21 protein-coding genes are annotated in these 17,020 nt (G+C 57.9%); 19 read left to right on the top strand and 2 right to left on the bottom strand.

Annotated features, from left to right (window positions below; translation table 11 throughout):
* Positions 1–23: 23 nt before the first annotated feature.
* Genes ACGY09_RS04685 through ACGY09_RS04715 form a run of 7 tightly spaced genes read left to right on the top strand, consistent with a single transcriptional unit; the run spans position 24 to position 3,522 of the window.
* Positions 24–356, top strand: a complete 333-nt coding sequence (locus ACGY09_RS04685) for a hypothetical protein (RefSeq protein WP_397570655.1) — start codon at positions 24–26, stop codon at positions 354–356.
* Between the two features lies 1 nt (position 357).
* Positions 358–801 carry a hypothetical protein gene (locus ACGY09_RS04690; RefSeq protein ID WP_397570656.1) on the top strand — a complete coding sequence of 148 codons (444 nt, stop codon included), beginning with the start codon at positions 358–360 and terminating at the stop codon, positions 799–801.
* Entirely contained in the window at positions 798–1,688 is an 891-nt protein-coding gene (locus tag ACGY09_RS04695; protein WP_397570657.1) for a hypothetical protein, read from the top strand. Before ACGY09_RS04690 ends, ACGY09_RS04695 begins: the two co-directional genes overlap by 4 nt.
* A 5-nt stretch (positions 1,689–1,693) precedes the next feature.
* Positions 1,694–2,134, top strand: a complete 441-nt coding sequence (locus tag ACGY09_RS04700) for a phage virion morphogenesis protein (protein WP_397570658.1) — start codon at positions 1,694–1,696, stop codon at positions 2,132–2,134.
* A 28-nt stretch (positions 2,135–2,162) separates the two neighbouring features.
* Positions 2,163–2,399 carry a hypothetical protein gene (locus ACGY09_RS04705; RefSeq protein WP_397570659.1) on the top strand — a complete coding sequence of 79 codons (237 nt, stop codon included), beginning with the start codon at positions 2,163–2,165 and terminating at the stop codon, positions 2,397–2,399.
* Complete coding sequence (locus ACGY09_RS04710; protein WP_397570660.1) at positions 2,396–2,602, top strand: hypothetical protein; 207 nt, start codon at positions 2,396–2,398, stop codon at positions 2,600–2,602. Before ACGY09_RS04705 ends, ACGY09_RS04710 begins: the two co-directional genes overlap by 4 nt.
* A gap of 5 nt (positions 2,603–2,607) precedes the next feature.
* Complete coding sequence (locus ACGY09_RS04715) at positions 2,608–3,522, top strand: phage tail tube protein (protein WP_397570661.1); 915 nt, start codon at positions 2,608–2,610, stop codon at positions 3,520–3,522.
* 9 nt (positions 3,523–3,531) lie between these two features.
* Here the strand turns inward: ACGY09_RS04715 and ACGY09_RS04720 are convergent, their stop codons facing one another.
* The gene (locus ACGY09_RS04720) at positions 3,532–3,777 is read right to left on the bottom strand and encodes a hypothetical protein (protein ID WP_397570662.1); all 246 of its coding nucleotides are present in this window, start codon (positions 3,775–3,777) and stop codon (positions 3,532–3,534) included.
* 32 nt (positions 3,778–3,809) lie between these two features.
* Here ACGY09_RS04720 and ACGY09_RS04725 point away from each other — a divergent pair, with 32 nt between their 5' ends.
* From ACGY09_RS04725 to ACGY09_RS04745, 5 genes are all read left to right on the top strand, one after another.
* On the top strand, positions 3,810–4,280 hold the full coding sequence (locus tag ACGY09_RS04725) for a hypothetical protein (protein ID WP_397570663.1): 471 nt from the start codon (positions 3,810–3,812) through the stop codon (positions 4,278–4,280).
* Between the two features lie 388 nt (positions 4,281–4,668).
* Positions 4,669–6,549: a hypothetical protein gene (locus ACGY09_RS04730; RefSeq protein ID WP_397570664.1), complete on the top strand. Its 1,881-nt coding sequence runs from the start codon at positions 4,669–4,671 to the stop codon at positions 6,547–6,549.
* Between the two features lie 3 nt (positions 6,550–6,552).
* Positions 6,553–7,284, top strand: coding sequence for a hypothetical protein (locus tag ACGY09_RS04735; protein WP_397570665.1), 732 nt, complete (start codon positions 6,553–6,555; stop codon positions 7,282–7,284).
* 7 nt (positions 7,285–7,291) lie between these two features.
* Positions 7,292–8,554 (top strand): hypothetical protein, encoded by a 1,263-nt coding sequence (locus ACGY09_RS04740; protein WP_397570666.1) that lies wholly within the window; start codon positions 7,292–7,294, stop codon positions 8,552–8,554.
* Positions 8,554–10,365, top strand: coding sequence for a hypothetical protein (locus tag ACGY09_RS04745; RefSeq protein ID WP_397570667.1), 1,812 nt, complete (start codon positions 8,554–8,556; stop codon positions 10,363–10,365). The genes ACGY09_RS04740 and ACGY09_RS04745 overlap by 1 nt, the downstream gene beginning before the upstream one ends.
* 646 nt (positions 10,366–11,011) lie before the next feature.
* Here ACGY09_RS04745 and ACGY09_RS04750 read toward each other — a convergent pair.
* The gene (locus tag ACGY09_RS04750; protein ID WP_397570668.1) at positions 11,012–11,182 is read right to left on the bottom strand and encodes a hypothetical protein; all 171 of its coding nucleotides are present in this window, start codon (positions 11,180–11,182) and stop codon (positions 11,012–11,014) included.
* A 330-nt stretch (positions 11,183–11,512) separates the two neighbouring features.
* Between ACGY09_RS04750 and ACGY09_RS04755 the strand changes: the two genes are divergently transcribed.
* From ACGY09_RS04755 to ACGY09_RS04785, 7 genes are read left to right on the top strand one after another with little or no spacing between them, the layout of a single operon-like run.
* Entirely contained in the window at positions 11,513–11,890 is a 378-nt protein-coding gene (locus tag ACGY09_RS04755; RefSeq protein ID WP_397570669.1) for a hypothetical protein, read from the top strand.
* An 8-nt stretch (positions 11,891–11,898) separates the two neighbouring features.
* Positions 11,899–12,204, top strand: coding sequence for a hypothetical protein (locus tag ACGY09_RS04760; RefSeq protein ID WP_397570670.1), 306 nt, complete (start codon positions 11,899–11,901; stop codon positions 12,202–12,204).
* Positions 12,201–13,148, top strand: a complete 948-nt coding sequence (locus tag ACGY09_RS04765) for a glycosyltransferase family 9 protein (RefSeq protein WP_397570671.1) — start codon at positions 12,201–12,203, stop codon at positions 13,146–13,148. The genes ACGY09_RS04760 and ACGY09_RS04765 overlap by 4 nt, the downstream gene beginning before the upstream one ends.
* Positions 13,145–13,567: an adenylyltransferase/cytidyltransferase family protein gene (locus tag ACGY09_RS04770; RefSeq protein WP_397570672.1), complete on the top strand. Its 423-nt coding sequence runs from the start codon at positions 13,145–13,147 to the stop codon at positions 13,565–13,567. Before ACGY09_RS04765 ends, ACGY09_RS04770 begins: the two co-directional genes overlap by 4 nt.
* Positions 13,564–15,339, top strand: coding sequence for a glycosyltransferase family 9 protein (locus ACGY09_RS04775; protein ID WP_397570673.1), 1,776 nt, complete (start codon positions 13,564–13,566; stop codon positions 15,337–15,339). The genes ACGY09_RS04770 and ACGY09_RS04775 overlap by 4 nt, the downstream gene beginning before the upstream one ends.
* A complete protein-coding gene (locus ACGY09_RS04780; protein ID WP_397570674.1) occupies positions 15,336–16,073 on the top strand; it encodes an FkbM family methyltransferase in 738 nt (245 codons plus the stop codon). Before ACGY09_RS04775 ends, ACGY09_RS04780 begins: the two co-directional genes overlap by 4 nt.
* Complete coding sequence (locus ACGY09_RS04785) at positions 16,070–16,870, top strand: bifunctional heptose 7-phosphate kinase/heptose 1-phosphate adenyltransferase (protein ID WP_397570675.1); 801 nt, start codon at positions 16,070–16,072, stop codon at positions 16,868–16,870. Before ACGY09_RS04780 ends, ACGY09_RS04785 begins: the two co-directional genes overlap by 4 nt.
* The last annotated feature ends 150 nt before the right edge of the window (positions 16,871–17,020 follow it).

Consider the following 17,020-nt stretch of genomic DNA (forward strand, 5'->3'; position numbering starts at 1 on the left):
GGTGAGTCGTGATACCGAGATCAATGGCACGATCGCTGATGGCGTTGGTCCCCGAGCGGGTCCCGGCTACCGTCGCGCTCAACCCAGACTCAAACACGGTCACGCTGATTCCCGTTCATGGTGCATGGCTCAAGCCGGTGAACGTCGCTCTGACGACTTACGGCGGCGTGAACCTCCAGGGTAACGAAACTCTGCTGATGGTCCCCGATCACGAATTAAACTCTCAGGGCGAGGGACGAGAGATCCGGCCTCGCGACAAGATCACCTGTGCTGGTGCGACGTATCGCGTTCATGCAGCTCGGCTGAAGACCGTCCGCACAGTCTGGGAATGCGTCGTGAGAAAGGAAATCGGCTGACATGGCAGGACTCTCCAATCACTACGACGCGATCATTGCGATCAAAGACATCATTGACGGGCTGTCCCTCGAAGGGCTGACCGGTGGAACGGTCATTCAAGAGGTTGCGACTTCGCTGGATGGCCAGATCCCACTTCCGTTCGTCAGTATCTCCCCCTACGGGCCTGAGCGTGTCGGCGACGAAACAGACGCACGCGATGGAGCGTATTACGGCGCACTGGTCGCGATCATCGCAAAGCCTTCGGTAACGGATTTGGAGCAGCGTCTCGCGTGGCGGCAGTCAATCCGGCGAGCGATGAAAAATCGGTCCCTCGACGGCCTCCCACAAAACTACAACCTCGACGTCGAGCCGGGGAACGTCGTCGAGCCGCGAGCGTGGTTCGACAGGGATGCTTTTGTCAGCGGCATGGTGGTTCGAGTGTTCTTCCAGGAGCCGCGAGCGTGACAAAGATTGTATTCACTGGCGTGACCCCTCCCGCAACGCGATTCAAGCGGTTCGCGGGCTCAACCGAGTTCGGCCGAAAGCGGCAACGCAAGTCCTACGACCCCAATCAAGCCCGGGCCGATGACGGCAAGTGGACCAGTAGCGGTGGATCTTCAGCGGGATCAGGTGGAAGTAGCGGCGGCAGTGGATCCACACGAAACGGTGGATCGAACGGCCACGTCTCCGGCAAAGTCGTCGCCCGCCACGCGATGACCGCATCCCAGCGAGCAGCACAAGCGACCCAAGCCGCGACCGGAGGTAAGGGGCCTCTGGCGCAAGCGGCAGGCAACACCGGAAAGGTGGCGGAGAAACGCGGCGAACTGATGCCATCGAGTGAGCATCAGGACCTCGCGAAAGAGCACGCATCGCACGCGGCAGAGCACGAGCGAATCGCCAAGGCAACCAAAGATCCCAAGGCCCGAGAAGCTCACGCGAACGCAGCGTCGATCCACCGAGCAGCAGCGACGGCTCACCAGCGATCGGCTGCACAGAAAGGGAAAGACGCTCCGGGCGCTGTGATGGCAAAACATGCCGAGACGGTCTCCCAGCGAGCCGCACAGGCCTCGCAGGCGGCTACTGGGGGAAAGGGCCCGCTCGCGCAGGCAGCGAGCACCACACATCGACAGATTTCGAAGCACGGTCACGACGCAGCGGATCACCTGAATAAGCGAGCGTCGAACGAGCACGCGGAACATGCCCGGGCACATGAAGATCTTGCCAAGCGGGTGAAGGATCCGCAGCAGAAACAGGCACACGAGCGAGCGGCGCGGCTGCACAGAGCAGCGGCGACTGCACATCACAACACAGCGCATCGAAAGCTCGAAGAACTCAGCACACCGGACTTTTGACACCTATGGCAACGGCAGACACATCGGCGTTTGAGTCGCTCTATCACGATATGGAAACAGTCGTGCAGCGGTGTGACTACGGACCGATGTTGGAGCAGTTCCAGCAGGTCATTGCTCAAGGTGAAGAGGTCGCATTCCGGGCTCAGTCGACACCAGGCGGGGTACCGTGGGCACCGCTCGCGGAGTCGACGGTACGACGCAAGGGGCACGCATACATCTTAGTGGACACAGGCGATCTGGCGTCATCGCTGATTGACGTCGACGGGCCGGGGAATATTAACGCCACCAACTCGCACGGGCTGATGTTCGGGACAGATGTTGAGTACGCAATCTTTCATGAGACGGGGACCTCGCGAATGCCAGCGCGGCCGGCGGTGGGGATGAGCGACGAGACCCTTGATGATCTGTGCGAACGAGTGGCCCGGGCAACGATTGATTCATTGTGATCAGAGTTTGAGGGGACGGGACGGAACTATGGACATTAACGGTTTCCAAGTTGTGAGCGAGCCATCCGACAAGACCGAAGAGGGCTTTTCATCGACGGTCCATCGCGGTGGGCAGGTCCGGGGACCGTTCCAGACCGTCAAAGAGGCTATCGCGTGTGCTCAGAAATGGGCTACGGAACCTCGTGCGAAAGTGGCCGAACCAGGAACCGATCAGGCTGCCGCAAAGGCATCAAAGAAACCGCCAACCGCAGAATCCGCACCATGAAATCCGGACGCACCGCTTACGCCGAATATCACCGGATCCACGCGGAGAATGGCGTCAAGCTGCCGACGTGGGACGGTCTGCGGCACATCCAGCGAATGGCGTGGGAAGCGGTGTTCGCCCACATTACAGATCCCGAAAACCGACCGTTATCAATCAGCGAATACAGGCCAAAGCCGGTGCCAAAGCAGCGTAAAGAGAGGTAGTTATCATGACGGAATCAATGGGCTGGGCCAGTGCGCTCGCCATGCAGCCGATGGCCAATATCGCGAACACGACGGCATTCAGTTCGTCGTCGTCACGACTTGAGTTTGTGAGCTGTGATCTGGCGGAGACGATTCCGATTGAGCAGGACGACGGGCTTCGTGGGACGCGAACCAGAGCAGCGGAGCGACTGGCACAGGGTAACATTGCGGTCGGCGGGTCAATTGTGCTCGAGCCGACGCCCGTTGAACTCGAAACGATCATGCCGTTTATCATGGGGACGGCGAGCAGCAGTGGAACGTACGCACTCGCGGATACGCTCCCGTTTCTCTATCTCCTCGTCGATTACACGACGAAGGTCAACACGTTTACAACGAAGGTCAGCCGCGCGACGTTCTCCGCGTCACCCGGACGAAAGCTGCAATTGAAGCTCGATCTCGTCGGAACCGTCATGACGATCGGAAACGCGGGCACGTTTGCGTCTGCGAGCATTCCAGCGATGGACCTGACTGCCCGTCCGTGGATGATGTACGACCTTGGAAGCGGAGTGACGATCAACTCACTCACTTACTCGATCGATCGATTCGAGTTGATCATCGACAACATGATCGATCCGACGTACATGCAGGGGCAGACCGCGACTGACCTGGAGCCGGCAGACCGAATCATCACGCTGGGGATGCAGACGAAATTCACTTCGACGGAAGTCGTCCTGCAAACAGATACGCGGGCAAAAACCGGGCGGGCGGCGAGTCTCGCATTCACCAATGGGTCAAACATCCTGACGATGACGTTTGCGCAACTCGTCGCGATGGCCGAATCGGTGAAAATCCCAGGACGAAGCAAGTTGCGATTGCCGTTGAATTACCAGTGCTACGGGCTAAGCACGACAAAAGAACTTGTAGTCACGCTGCCGAACTGACGGTGGCGACTAGCGAATAAAGTCAGAGAGCGGCTTTTCGCTGATGTTGTTGGAGATAATTACGTCCCCATATTCCAGTTTCCCGAGAAGCTCATTGAGTGCGAGCCCCATGTGCAGACAGCAGATTGCCAACTGTTTTTCCTGCAGTGTGGAACTGGGAGTGTCCCGAATGGTCCGCAGAACGTCGAACAACGCCGGTTCAATCGGGTTGATGTTCATTTCGATGCGCTGATGAGGGCGATTTTCGTTGACCATGATCAAACCACTTTACCGACCTGAAATACTGATTGAAAGCACAAACTAAGATGCCAGCGACTTACATTGATGATGGATACACCCGCGACGATGGCTACATCGCATCTGCAGAACCTGCGAAGTCAGGGGAACGACTGCATGATTCGCTCTCGTTTTCCTACCGCTACGCCACCCGCATGGAAGTGATCAAGCACGATGCGGAGTGCCGAATCGCAATGAAGAACGAGGAAACCGATCCGACCTGCGCTCTGCAAGCTGAGTCGCTGGCATGCAAGTTTGTCGCGGAGCACGTTTCGGACTGGGATCTGACAAACCGAAGTGGGCAAGGCGTGCCGGTCTCTGCAGATGCCTGCGCGAGAATGAAGTCTCAAGTGTTTTCGAAACTCTACTCAATCATTCGCGGCTCGATGGTCAGCGATCCGAAACCGGCCGAGGAAAATGACGGTCAATCTCCCGATGAGGTCCCCTCGCCGCCGACCCTCGAGGAACTCGCAAAAAACTAGACTCAGGGTGCCGCCTGCTGCTGTGGCACCCGCGAATCGCAAAACGAGACTGCCAGTTATGTCTCAAATACCAGTACGAAGACACCGGTCTGGTCACCCTGGGGCGAGACGGGCAACCAGAACTGAGACACATGGGCTGCCCGCCGCCGTGCCAGTCGCGGCAAGGATGTCCGAAAGGATCGCCAGAGAGGCAACGGACGCTGTGGCCGGAGAATCAGCGATGTTACGAGCACTACCAGGAATGCAAGGCGGTCAGCCAATTCCCCGACGATCCGATCGTTAGGCGAAACGCAGCGATCATCCGCAAGGTTGAGGGCGAGTTCCGCGAGTGGAAAGAAGACAGGTTTCGACGGCAAATGATTGCGGCCGTCGGTGGGGTTGAAGAAACATGAGCGGCCAAACACATCGAGACGTCGTTATCAGAGTCGCCATCCAGCCGGGCGACTCGTCGACGTTTTCCGCAGCGCTGAATGCCGCACAACGAGACGTGCAGTCGATGGCTGCAGCGATGCAGCGGGAAATGGAAGCTGCGTTCGCGGCCGCGCGCGAGACCGCCAGCGGGACGTTCAGTGGCTTGGGCGGGGGTGGGATCGGAGGCGGTGGCGCGGGCGGATTTGGAGGCGGTGGCGGAGCGAGGCGGGGCCGTGGCCGGAACTGGGGCAGTCCTGCAGCAGGCACATTCGCGGCGGAGATCCTCGCGGCTGGAGGGGCGACAAACGACCTTGCCGAACGACTCGCGCAAGAGGGGGCGATCTACCCGACGCGGGAGCAAAGCGACCGGAGAATTCGCGATGCCACGATCGCGCAAAATGAGCGTGACGCGGCCCACAGAAGGGATGAGGAGGAGCGTCGACGGCAGCGGGAGCAACTCGCCCAGGAGAGGCAGGACGTCTTTGACAACGACGTCGCGAATGCAGTTCGTGCAACGAATGCCGAAAAAGCCAAGCGAAAAAAGGAAGAAGAGGACGCCGCGAGGGAGGAGGAGTCGAAGGCCGCTGCGGAAGTCGCAGGAAATACACGGGCTGCCGCGACGGCACTGTGGGGGCTCACCACAGCGATCAAAGTCTGGATGACGACGATCAAGGACGCCGAAACGTCACTCCATGGCGGTCGGCAACGTGATATTGCGGATGCTCAGACCGTCAGCGGCCGTCGCATTGCAGACATGCAGGCGCAGTCCAGCTACTGGGCATCTCGCGCGAACGTTGAGACCAACGTCGACGCATTCCGGGAATTGAAAAACCGTCCAGCAAATCTCGCCAGGGAAGCCGGTCTGCGAGAGATGGAGGAGCGGACGGACATCACTCCGCAGCGCAAGGCGGAACTCAGATCACGCGCGGAAAGGAACGCCGGGCAGGACCAGCAACGAGCGGCACTCAAAGACGAGATGTCACATCTGCGAACCCAGGAGTACGACCTGTCGGAGGCCGAGAAATCCGCCCGGGCTCGTATGGACCTGATCAAAGAGACTGGTGCGTCGACGTTGCGAACGATCGGGGCCAAGCTCGACGAGGCAGAGAACACTCCGGGGGCCTATTTCGGCCTGGCGAACAGTAAGCAGCAGAACTCAAACATTGAGGAGTTGCAGCTGCAGTATCGCCAGCAGCAGCTCACGACCGCCCAGCAACTCAAGGATACGGCGGAAGAGATTGCGTCGATTGAGGCGCGGCAGGTCCAGTTGCAGCAGCAGAAGACGACCAATCTCGGCGAACAGTACAAAATTACGAAACAGCAACAGCAGGATGCCTATGAGGCGGTACGCGACCACAAGGAGGGGATGAGGCAGGACGCAGTAGGATTCGGAGCGTCGTCATACGGCGAGCAGGCTCGGGCCCGAATGCTCGACGAAAAGTTGTCCCGCATCAAGGCACAACAGGCAGCGGGCGAAACCGTCGAGCAGCTCTTGCCTCACGAGATGCAACTCGGCAAGTCGATGGGGCTGGGGACCGCGATCATCGACGAGCAGGCCCGGGCGCAGCACGACAAAAATCCTTTGAAAAACTGGGACCGCAGCGAAGAACAACTGCGAGAAAAAGAGGCCGATCTCAAAGCCAAGATGGCGATACCCACGGAGGACAATCTCGCGGGGCAGATGGAGGCGAGCGTGCAGGACGTCAAGTCAGCAGTCGCATCCTCGATGAAGTCTCTCGAGGTGGTCGCTGAGGTCGCGAAAATGGTGAACGAGACTCAGCAGCGTTTGTCTGAGCTGGAGAACCAGGTCCGGCTCTCCCGCACGATGCGAGGCCAATCAATTCAGGCGTGGTGGTAATCGATGCAGCAGTTTCAATACGGCCCATACTTTCACGACAAGCAGTCGGTCGCGTTCAATAACGTCCGCCGCTCGCTGTCGCGCAGTGAGACGGGCCGAGCGAACCTGCTCACCACGGAATGGTCCCTTCGCGGAAAAATCATCCGCCCGACAGAGGCGGAGATCCTCGCAGAACTGGCACTGCTAAAGCTGGCGTACTCCAATGACGGTTACTCCGCAACGATGCTGGACAACAACGGCAACCCGACGACATTCATGCTCGACAACAATCTCGCCGTCGGCGGGGTCCGGGTCAATCAGCCGATTAGTCACGGTGACATCAGCGGGGCTCACGGCGCGACGTATCTGAAATACGAATTCGGCCTGGCTGCAGACTATTTGGTGACACCAGGCGGGTACCTCTCGTTTCAAGAAATGCTGATTTTCGACGACATCGACGGCGGGCCCATCCAGGTCGAGCGACTGCCAGCTAAGGGGCCGCCGATCCTGCAGAATGTCACTGAGCGGTCATGGTACTACGCAACTCAACAGGGGACCCTGACGCAACAGGCGTCGAACGTGGGACCGATGCCACCGCTATGGCCCGACAAGCTGCGAAAGGTCCCAGGCGCCAAACAGGTGCGATATGCACCGGTGAAAACAATCAAGGGCAAACCGATCGAGTACGGCTGCGACTGGCACTACACATTCGTGTCAGACGGTCCGTTCAGCGGACGGCCACGAGTAGGAGGTTAAGCGAGACATGGCAATCAAACGATGGCTTGGGAACGCGGCGGCGATCGCGGATGTGTGGACGATTTCCCTGTCAGGGACCGTGATCAGCCAGATCTACACGGTTACGATCAATTCGAAGACGGTGCAGTACGTTGCGGACGGAGCGGCGACGGTATCGACGGTTCTTGCTGGTCTCAGAGCAGCCCTGTCAGCGATCAGTCCGTCGCCACCGGTTGAGTTTACGGAGTTGACTGCAGCGACACTGCCGACAGTGGGCCCGTTTACTTCGTTGACGCTGACCGGAAACACTCCTGGGAAACCGCACACGATCAGCGTGGGAACTTCCGGAGCAGCATCGTTTTCGATCACCAACACAACTCCAGCGACAGGGCCAAACGATTTCAAAAACGCGTTGAACTGGTCCGGTGGGGTCGCTCCTGCAAACTCTGACACGCTCGTTTTCGACAACGGGTCGGTGGCCTGCAAGTACGGGCTTTCGACAACGCTTACGGGCATCGTCGTCTCAGTCGAACGCGGGTACTCGGGACAGATCGGGTTGCCGTTTATCAATTCGGATAACTCGACGACGACTTACGCAGAGTATCGGCCAACGAGCCTCACCCTCGACGGCGGGACGCTGATCTGCAACTCGGCGGATATTTCGCGGTGCAATCTCGATTTCGGGTCCACGGATGCGGTTATCCGAGTGCTCAACTCTGGGGTTAGAGCAGATCAAGGGACGCCAGTTGTCCTGATCACGGGCGGTGACTCCGCGACCGAACTGGACGTGACGAAAGGCGACGTAGGAGTCGCGTTTTATCAGGGCACGACTGCCGAAATCCCATCCATCAAATCAGGGTTTGCAGCCAGTCCCCTTTCCGACGCATCAATCATCGTGGGGCCCGGGGCAACCCTCGACGTCGTGGAGAAAAACGGCGGGTACTTCGGCAGTCGTTCTGACGTCGTAACGCTGAGTCAAGGGGTCGCTGGGGGCGTGGTGGACCTGCACGACGCGGTCGAGGTGACAACGATCAATTGCTACGCGGGAACGGTCAATCTCAACACCACAGGCACGATCGGGACGATCAATCTCTACGGGAAATCGACCCTCAACGCTGACGGCGACCCTCGGGCAAAGACGATCACCAACCCGATCAACGTCTACGCCAAAGACGTGACGATCAACGACAACCAAAAATCGATTAACTCCGGAACTCTGACCTTGGCAACGAACGGCGCGACGACGGTGAACGTCGGCCATGGCGCTAACGCGACGATGGAATACACGTAATGACGGACGGGACGCAGGGGACGTTTTCGTACCCCGGAATCGGTGCTTACGAGTCGTTCCAAGGAACAGACATCAGCGGTATTGCGCCATCGGTGTTCACCGCGCAAATCCACCCGGAATACGGGATCCCCGCACCGGACGGCGACATCGTGCTGCAGTACGGTGACAGTGTCGTCACGCTACGAAATATGCACGTTGACCGAGTGGACTACGATGAAGGGACAGGGGGGAAGGTTGCGACGGTTCGCTTCTTGGATGAAAGATGGAAGTGGGCCTATTACAAGATTGTCGGTCGGTACAACATTCGCTTGCCCAATAATTTCGTGGATCCGGCGCACGAGAAGACGCCACGAGAACTGGCGACACTTTGCTTTCAGGCCATGGGCGTGACTCGGTTTGATGTGAGTGCTCTCCCGAACCTCGCTCGCCCCGACGTCGATTGGCAGTGGTCTCGGCCAGCGGAAGAACTTGCGAACCTTTGCGACGAACTCGGCTGCCGAATCGTCCCCCGGAGATCCGACGGCGCCTGGGTTGTCGTGCAAACAGGCTTTGGAGCGGACCTGCCGGACAACGGCTGGCCGTACAACGATCACGGATCGGGCATCGATCCCAAAGAGACTCCGGACTACATCGAGATCGTGACTGCTCCCATCTCATACCAATGTGCATTGGAACTGGAGCCATGCGGAAAAGACGTTAACCAGGCGTGGAAGTCTCTCGACCAGTTGAGCTACGTCATCGACCCGCACGATTACGGGTATGGGTTCTTTCGTGACCCGTGGTACCAGTCCGGTTTGTCTCCGGACCGGATCCGGCAGGCCGATGGATCTGAGATCAGCCCAAGAGAATTGGGTGTGCAGACGCTGCATCGGTGTTTTCGGATCAATGAGACGCCCGCCAACGTCGCGCGACGAACCACCGAAGAAGGCGAAAAGGAGTTTTATCTCCCGGGGTATGATGGGTTTGTTACTCGAAAGCAGTTACTGCCGTTTAATGAGCTTGTCGAAACGTACACCGACCCTTACGGCGCAGAGCATCGCCGGGCGGCGCTCATGTTCGGCGAGTGGTGGGGGGAGTTGGGCGAAAACAACGGGAATCACGCCCCCGGGACGCGACTCGACTACCAGGAGAGCACGATCTACGCACCGGAGGAACGGGCCTCGTTCACCGTGTCGGTGGATCCGATCGACACCGACAGAACGATCATCACGACGTCGAAACCGATGCTGCATTACATGAATCCGCGGGCGTTCAGCGATGGGTTTCGCGATGAGTACGTGTTTTCCGCAGCGAGGATGTTTTTGGTCTGCACGGTCAACGTGAGGCACAAAGTAACTTGGCAGCCGATTCGATATTCGATGCGAAAGCACATCGGGTCTGGGAACAACCCCGATTTCTGCCTCACCATCGTGAAGAACGACATCCAGCCTTGGTGGATCACCGACTACGACGCTTTTGGGGTTCCTCTTCACGCGTCAACACCCCGAAACAATGAGCTCGAAGTCCGCCGGCAGTGCGAGTACTACCTCGAGGCATACGCGCAGACATTCCAGACCGTCGCGAGCGAATCCAAAGTCTATTACGGCCTCTACCCGATCGACATGGACGGGGCGATTGCTCAGGTCACCTATCGCATCTCTCCAAGCGGGGCGGACACGATCATCAGTCGGGGGACTGAGCACAATTTTGACATTCCGAGTTATGAACAGCGTCGTCAGAGGGACGGTCGGATGAACGCTGCGGAAAAACAGAAATTGTTGGCGGAAATTCAGGACCGGAAAACGCGATTGCTGGGGGTGAACAATACCTAAATGACAGCTTTATCCCCAAAAAACAGAGTGAAAATCCTCAACGTGTCCGGAATGGACATTCCGCCTCGGTCGATCGTCGTTGCCGTCGGCGTCGTCACGACCGCTCAATCAAATACGTCGGACCGCGAAAGTTACACGCTGGTCACGCAGTACGGTTGCGGATTGCCGGGCAACATCATGGTCACGGGGCCCGAAACGATCCGAGCGGACGGTTTCGGCAGCGGTTATTTCGACAATTTTTTGTATGTCTCGATCGACGAGAACGCAGGGGATCCGGCCCCGGGCCAAGAGTGGGGTCCGTCGATTGGAAGCTGGGTGCTGACACGCACCGACAAGACCAAAGGATTCTTCGCACAGGGGCACAGCGACAACGGCGGAGCCCCGAAGCGATCAATGTTTCTGCGGACCTTCGCGCGATCGTACGAAGATTGCTCGTCCTACAGCAGCTCGGCCCAGTCGAGTTTGAGCTACTCGTCGAGTTCGAGTAGGTCGTCTCCGTCGAGCAGCCAATCATCGCATTCGTCGGTTCCGTCGACGAGCAGTGGCAGCGGGTGTGGGTGCACTGAAGTGGTCACTCATGTGTCATGCTCGGGGGGCACGTTATCCACAACGACTGCGATGGTCAGGGGGTGTTGCTAATGGCAGTCTATACGACTCCTTGCAGCGCACCGTGCTGCGGAAGCTCGTCGAGCTCTTCGAGTTCTCGGAGTTCGCCCAGCCCAAGTGGATCCAGTTCCAGTATCGACTGCTCATGCTGCTGTTCATTTCTTAGCGGCGGAGTCGAGGCTGCTTGCGGTAACTGCATTATGAGTCGCACGAGTGTTGCGCCAGAAACTCCCTGCTATGTTCCGTGTGCCGCGAGCCCGCTGATTGTCCCATCTTTAACTGTGACCCACGGCGGCACGTCTGAGACGCTGACTGGACACCCGACGAATTGCACCAACTGGTTTAATACTGGGTCTCTACCACCGTTTCAGACGTCGGCAACACTGCTCAACAATATGTTCACGTTCTTCTACGTTCGCTCGACGTCGCCGCTCTGTATCTACACAGCCAGTGGTGTGCCGTGTGTCAATGGGCAGACGTTTACTTGGTCAGTTTCGCCACCTGGAACGGGGTGCCCGGCGACTCTCACGGGGTCAGTCTCATGGTAAATCAATGTGCCGGATTAGGGCTGCTCGTGGAGCAGATGGAAGCAGCGGGACAACCCGAAGCCGCGGCGGCGCTGAAGGCCTCGCACGAGAAATGTCTTGCGGATCATCCGCTTGTCGAGGTGCCGAAAAGCGAGTCGCCGTCTCTTGTCATCAGGACATGGAATTTCGGGTCCGCACTGATCCGCTGGGGTGGCGCGGGGTTCCCCACCCGATCCAAACGAGAAATCTCGAAGCTCCTGAAGATCTGCCAATCCTGCGAACACCTGAAAGAAAATGTTTGCACGAAATGCGGTTGTCAGTGCAACGAGAAAGAGCAGGTGATGAATAAGCTCGCCCTGAAAACAGAGCATTGCCCCGAAAAGAAATGGTGAGGTAACCAGTGAAAAAAGCAGCAGCTTTGAAACCATCAAAAGCGACTAAGAAGCCCGTGAAGAAAGCGGCGGGTCGGCGGGCAAAGCCACGCCTGCCAACGCAAGCGGAAATCGATGCGGCGATGCCTGTCGCACCAAAGGTGCGAGTCTTGAATGAGATCGAGAAAGCGGCCTCGTCCGCTCGCTGGATGGTGGCAATCTGGCGAATAGAGGACGGTCAGTTGCATCTCGATCGCACCACGGTCAATTTCCCGTCCGATGATTGCAACGAAGCAATCAAGATGCTGCAGAGGGATCTGGTGCGACTCCAATGACTGACAAATCGCGATCACCGCAAAAGCTCATCCTCCACTGCCGACTTTCGCCGGGCGACGTCATGACCATGACGATCGCAGTTGAGTCGTTGCATCAGACCTACCCCGGCGAGTACCTGACGGACGTCAGAACACCTGTCCCGGACATCTGGCAGCACAATCCGTGGATTACGCCGATACGGGACGACGACCCAGAAGCCCGATCGATCGAGATGCACTACCCGCAGATTCATCGGTCGAACCAGACGCTGATCAATTTTGCGAGCTGTTACACCGAATTCCTCGGAGAGCAGATCGGACGGCCGCTCTATGCTCGCGTGAACCGCCCCAGCATCTATTTGACCGATGAGGAACGGTCATGGGCGACGATGATCCAAGAGCACTTCACCCACGGTCGCAAGGTTCCCTATGGAGTACTGGTCGCTGGTACAAAATGTGATTACACCATCAAGCAATGGCCCGTTGAGTACTACCAAGAAGTCATCGATCGCACTCTCGGCGTAATCCAGTGGGTCCAGATTGGAGAGAAAACCCACAACCACCATTACCTCGAGCGCTGCATCAATCTGGTTGGGCAAACAACCCATCGGATGCTGCACCGGTTGGTTTATCATTCGTCGATTGGAGTGGGGCCGGTGACGTATCTGCTCCATCTCTGCGCGGCGTTCGAAAAACCCTACGTCTATTTGGCCGGGGGAAGGGAACCAGTCACTTTCGTGAACTATCCCAAGCAGCACACGCTCCACACGATGGGGGCCCTGCCGTGCTGCCAAAGTAACGGGTGTTGGCGTTCGAGAGTTGTCCCGCTCGGTGACGGCGACGAAAAAGACGGTTCACTCTGCGAAAACCCGGTGATTGGACTGAAGATTCCGACCGCGAAGTGCATGGCGATGATCACCCCTGATGAAGTCGTCGCGATCGTGAAAAGGACGGTGCGGACATGATCGTTTTCACCAACGGCTGCTTCGATCTGTTTCATGTTGGACATGCGGAATTTCTTCGAGCATGCAGGGCGCTGGGGTCGAAACTGATCGTCGGGCTCAACTCCGATGATTCCGTCCGTCGTCTCAAGGGTCCACTGCGACCGATCTGCTCTGAGGATGAACGAAGTGGCGTCCTGCAGGAACTCAAGTCCGTCGACGAAGTGATCATCTTCAACGAATCGACCCCCTGCGAACTGATCCAGCGAATCCGACCAGATGTGATCGTCAAAGGGCCAGGCTACTCAGAAGCGAACATGCCTGAGGCGGCGATCGTCCATTCGTACGGTGGGCGAGTGGTTATCCTCGAAGGCCCGCAGATCAGCAGCACAATGATCATGGAAAGGATTCTGGATCGATGCAGTCAGACGAACGGTGCGTGAAATTTCGATTCGACCGTCACGGGCTCGGCGATGTCGTGCATTTCGCGCATGCGGTGCAGCTCTATCGCTCCCGGGGATACGATGTAACAGTCCAAGTCGAAGACAATAAGGAATTCGTCTGGCAAGTTGCCGAGGTGAACACCATCACGTCAGGGGAACTGCCAAATCACGTCTACGGATACCCGCACGATTTCGATAACTTGGACGCGTCAGACGCCGAGAAAAACAAGGTCGCATTTGGACTGCATCACCCCGCGCTGCCGCCTCTGGGGCTCACTGCGGACGAGGCTTGGGACGAACTTTGCTCAGTCCGGATATCGGCCACCGAACACATTACAGAAGAGGCTCGCGAAGAGGCCCGGAAGTTTCTCGATGGAATGCCGAAACCGATCATCTGCATTCACTCGCGGGGGACCAACTGGCACGAACGAAAGTCGCTGTCAGCAGACGTTGCCCTCGACGTGATCGTCAATCTGATCAACCAGACTGGCGGCTCCGTGATCGTGCTGGATTACGACTGTCGGGCCCCAATGGTCGGGCATGAGCGATGCAAGGGGATTAAGCCATCGTGGGGGCATATCGGCGTTGACAGGTTATGTGCCCTCTACGAACTGTCGGACCTGATGATCGGCGTGGACTCGGGACCATTCCACGTCGCGGCGATGACCGACGTAAAGGCCCTCGGAGTCTTTCGGTCGTTGCATCCGGTAAGGGTCTGTTTGCCGAGCCCGAACGCGACCTACCTGGCATCGGCTCGCCATCAACAGCACTGGGAGCAGCGTGCGGACCGATGGCGAATCGTGACTTACGCAGGCGACGAACCAACGGCCGAGGACATTACGCACGAGGCACTGCTGATTCTTTCAGGGACGGACAGAAAAATGCACGAGTCACTGTCAACCAAGCTCGCCGGAGTCTACGAGTACGCCCGGATCGGCTACGACAAACGACGCATCGAGCTCCTGCCAGATGGAAAAATCGGCGACGGTCGCGGAGACTGCGAACAACGATGGTTTGCCCGTGAGGAACGCGGTCGGACAGTCATCTCAATTTCCGGTAAGTTTGGTGTCATCTGTGAGTGTTCGAAAGGCGATGAGGAACGAGTCTTCAAGGGCCAGTGGACCCACTTTGAACGGATGCCAATTGAATTAAGGTCAGCTTCCGAAGACTCCACGATCACCCCCTCACGAATCACGCTCGTGACAAACTGGGACGATGCCTACAACCCGATCGCGTCAATCGTCATGCCCAACCGAGTAGCCTACGCGGCGCGGCACGGGTACCAGATCATCGAGAAACACTACGAGGGGGCATGGGGCAAATTGAACGCTCTCCTCGACGCCTGGGACAGTGCCGACTGGCTCTGGTGGCTGGACATGGATGCCTGCATCACCGACTCCGCGACAAGATTGGAGTCGCTCATTGATCTGGAAGCCGACGTCGTCCTCACCTGCGACCGCAATGGGCTCAGTTCTGGCGCAATGCTCATCCGCACCGTGCCGGCCGTCCGCGAGATCCTCGAAGATTTGCTGCTACGGCGCCACGAGTTCGACTGGCCGAACGGACTATGGGAACAAAACGGGCTCATGTGGCTGCTTTGGAAGATCAAAGATCGCGTCAAAATGCTTCCGCAGTCCGCGATGAACTCTTACGCGGGCGAAGAATGCCCGGCCGGATCCCACGCGTGGCAGCCCGGGGATTTCGTCATCCACTGTGCGGGACTGTCCAACGAACAACGAATCAGGATCCTTACCGAACGGAGTCCGATATGAAAATGCCATACGGAGAATGCTGCGGAATCAAGGTCAGAGACGGGGCACTCGGGGCTCAGGACTGTGACGTCGTGGGGGAAGTGGTCGTCCATGATGGGTACAAACTGGGGGTCCGTAATCTGACGCCGTGGCCGGTGAGATATGTGATTGACATCGGCGCCCACATTGGGACGTTCGCCAAGATGTTTCACCTGAGGAGCCCGGCCGCGAAGATTGTCTGCGTGGAGGTCTGTCCGGAAAACATCGACCTACTGAAAGTCAATACCGCACTGATCGCAGATGTGGAGCAGGCGGCCTGCACGTATGAGGCCGGGGAGGTTCGATTACACAATTGCATCAAGGCGGTTGGCGGCACTGCGACGGGCGGATCTGTCGTCACGTCCGTTGATGCCGACGCTGATCAGATCTACTGGAACGACGACCGTCCGATCCGAAAGTTGACGCTGGAAGAGATCGTCGCGAAGTATGACTTCCCCCGCATCGATTGTCTAAAACTGGACTGTGAGGGAAGCGAATTTTCGATTCTCAGAAACACCACACTCCTGCCGAAAATCGGTTTCATCTGTGGCGAATACCACGGACGCGAACGCTGGGAGCGACTCCGAGCAGAAAAGTTTGCCGACTGGGGATACTGCGAACTCCACTGCAGCGGCGACCTCGGGACGTTCCACTTGCAAAACCCAGCATGGGACTGGGATCTCCCCGAACCACGCCCACGATCGGAGGTAGTATGACGCCGCGAATTGCCGTAATCGGCGACATCATGGTGGATATCGATCTGCACTGCGTTTGCGAACGGATCTGCCAGGAGGGGCCATGGCCTGTACTGCGTGTCGAGCGAACGGAATCGCGACCAGGTGGAGCGGGTAATGTCGCGGCGATGTGTCGGGCACTCGGATGTGAGTCTACGCTACTTGGATTTGGCGAGCCCAGCATAAAACGCCGCTTCTTCGTCGACGGGAAATTGACCGGACCAAGAATCGACCTCGATCAACGGAAGGTGGCGACCGAGAACGATGTTGACCAGTGGCTCAGGGCGATCCGCATATTTACTCCCGACGCGATCATCGTCGCCGACCACGGCAAAGGCGTGGTCGGCGAATCGCTGATGCGGGGACTCTCGCAACTGGCAGTTCCGATCCTCGTTGACCCGATCGCTTCGACGCCCATCATCGCCCCAGTGGAATGTATCTGCGGGGGCAGTCGCGAGATCCCGGCCGAAGCTCCTCAGCCCGAGATACTGATCGAAAAACGTGGCCCGGGCGGTCTAAGATGGCGATTAGACGAGAAATGGACCTGCGTACCCTCTACCGTGTCCAACGCCGTTGACGCTCTCGGGGCAGGAGACCAATTCATCGCGGCCCTCGCTTGGCGACGTTGCCTGGGCGACACCTGGGCGGAGGCAATCACCATTGCAAACAGTGCCTCGGGGATCCAGTGTCAGCGGCGAGGATGTGTTCCCGTTGCACCGTCGGACCTCCAAATCGGCATCGTTGCGGGAAATACGCTCTGGAACGTATGTGCGGACTGAATGGATAAGACAATCCGCCTGAAACTCCACTGAAGATTCAAAAGCGTACAATTATCATCACAGGTCCGAATGGCTGAGGCATTCTGCCAACAAACCACTGTACACGATGGCAGTCTGTCTTAAAACGTATTCCGCAGCAAACACACTTCG

The sequence above is a fragment of the Schlesneria sphaerica genome, assembly GCF_044336245.1.
Classification (GTDB): Bacteria; Planctomycetota; Planctomycetia; order Planctomycetales; family Planctomycetaceae; genus Schlesneria; species Schlesneria sphaerica.

Coding starts and splice junctions, on each gene's coding strand:
- ACGY09_RS04785 (WP_397570675.1), top strand. CDS start 16,070: ATGACGCCGCGAATTGCCGTAATCGGCGACATCATGGTGGATATCGAT.
- ACGY09_RS04735 (WP_397570665.1), top strand. CDS start 6,553: ATGCAGCAGTTTCAATACGGCCCATACTTTCACGACAAGCAGTCGGTC.
- ACGY09_RS04780 (WP_397570674.1), top strand. CDS start 15,336: ATGAAAATGCCATACGGAGAATGCTGCGGAATCAAGGTCAGAGACGGG.
- ACGY09_RS04690 (WP_397570656.1), top strand. CDS start 358: ATGGCAGGACTCTCCAATCACTACGACGCGATCATTGCGATCAAAGAC.
- ACGY09_RS04765 (WP_397570671.1), top strand. CDS start 12,201: ATGACTGACAAATCGCGATCACCGCAAAAGCTCATCCTCCACTGCCGA.
- ACGY09_RS04720 (WP_397570662.1), bottom strand. CDS start 3,777: ATGGTCAACGAAAATCGCCCTCATCAGCGCATCGAAATGAACATCAAC.
- ACGY09_RS04710 (WP_397570660.1), top strand. CDS start 2,396: ATGAAATCCGGACGCACCGCTTACGCCGAATATCACCGGATCCACGCG.
- ACGY09_RS04755 (WP_397570669.1), top strand. CDS start 11,513: ATGGTAAATCAATGTGCCGGATTAGGGCTGCTCGTGGAGCAGATGGAA.
- ACGY09_RS04770 (WP_397570672.1), top strand. CDS start 13,145: ATGATCGTTTTCACCAACGGCTGCTTCGATCTGTTTCATGTTGGACAT.
- ACGY09_RS04730 (WP_397570664.1), top strand. CDS start 4,669: ATGAGCGGCCAAACACATCGAGACGTCGTTATCAGAGTCGCCATCCAG.
- ACGY09_RS04705 (WP_397570659.1), top strand. CDS start 2,163: ATGGACATTAACGGTTTCCAAGTTGTGAGCGAGCCATCCGACAAGACC.
- ACGY09_RS04715 (WP_397570661.1), top strand. CDS start 2,608: ATGACGGAATCAATGGGCTGGGCCAGTGCGCTCGCCATGCAGCCGATG.
- ACGY09_RS04685 (WP_397570655.1), top strand. CDS start 24: ATGGCACGATCGCTGATGGCGTTGGTCCCCGAGCGGGTCCCGGCTACC.
- ACGY09_RS04745 (WP_397570667.1), top strand. CDS start 8,554: ATGACGGACGGGACGCAGGGGACGTTTTCGTACCCCGGAATCGGTGCT.
- ACGY09_RS04700 (WP_397570658.1), top strand. CDS start 1,694: ATGGCAACGGCAGACACATCGGCGTTTGAGTCGCTCTATCACGATATG.
- ACGY09_RS04740 (WP_397570666.1), top strand. CDS start 7,292: ATGGCAATCAAACGATGGCTTGGGAACGCGGCGGCGATCGCGGATGTG.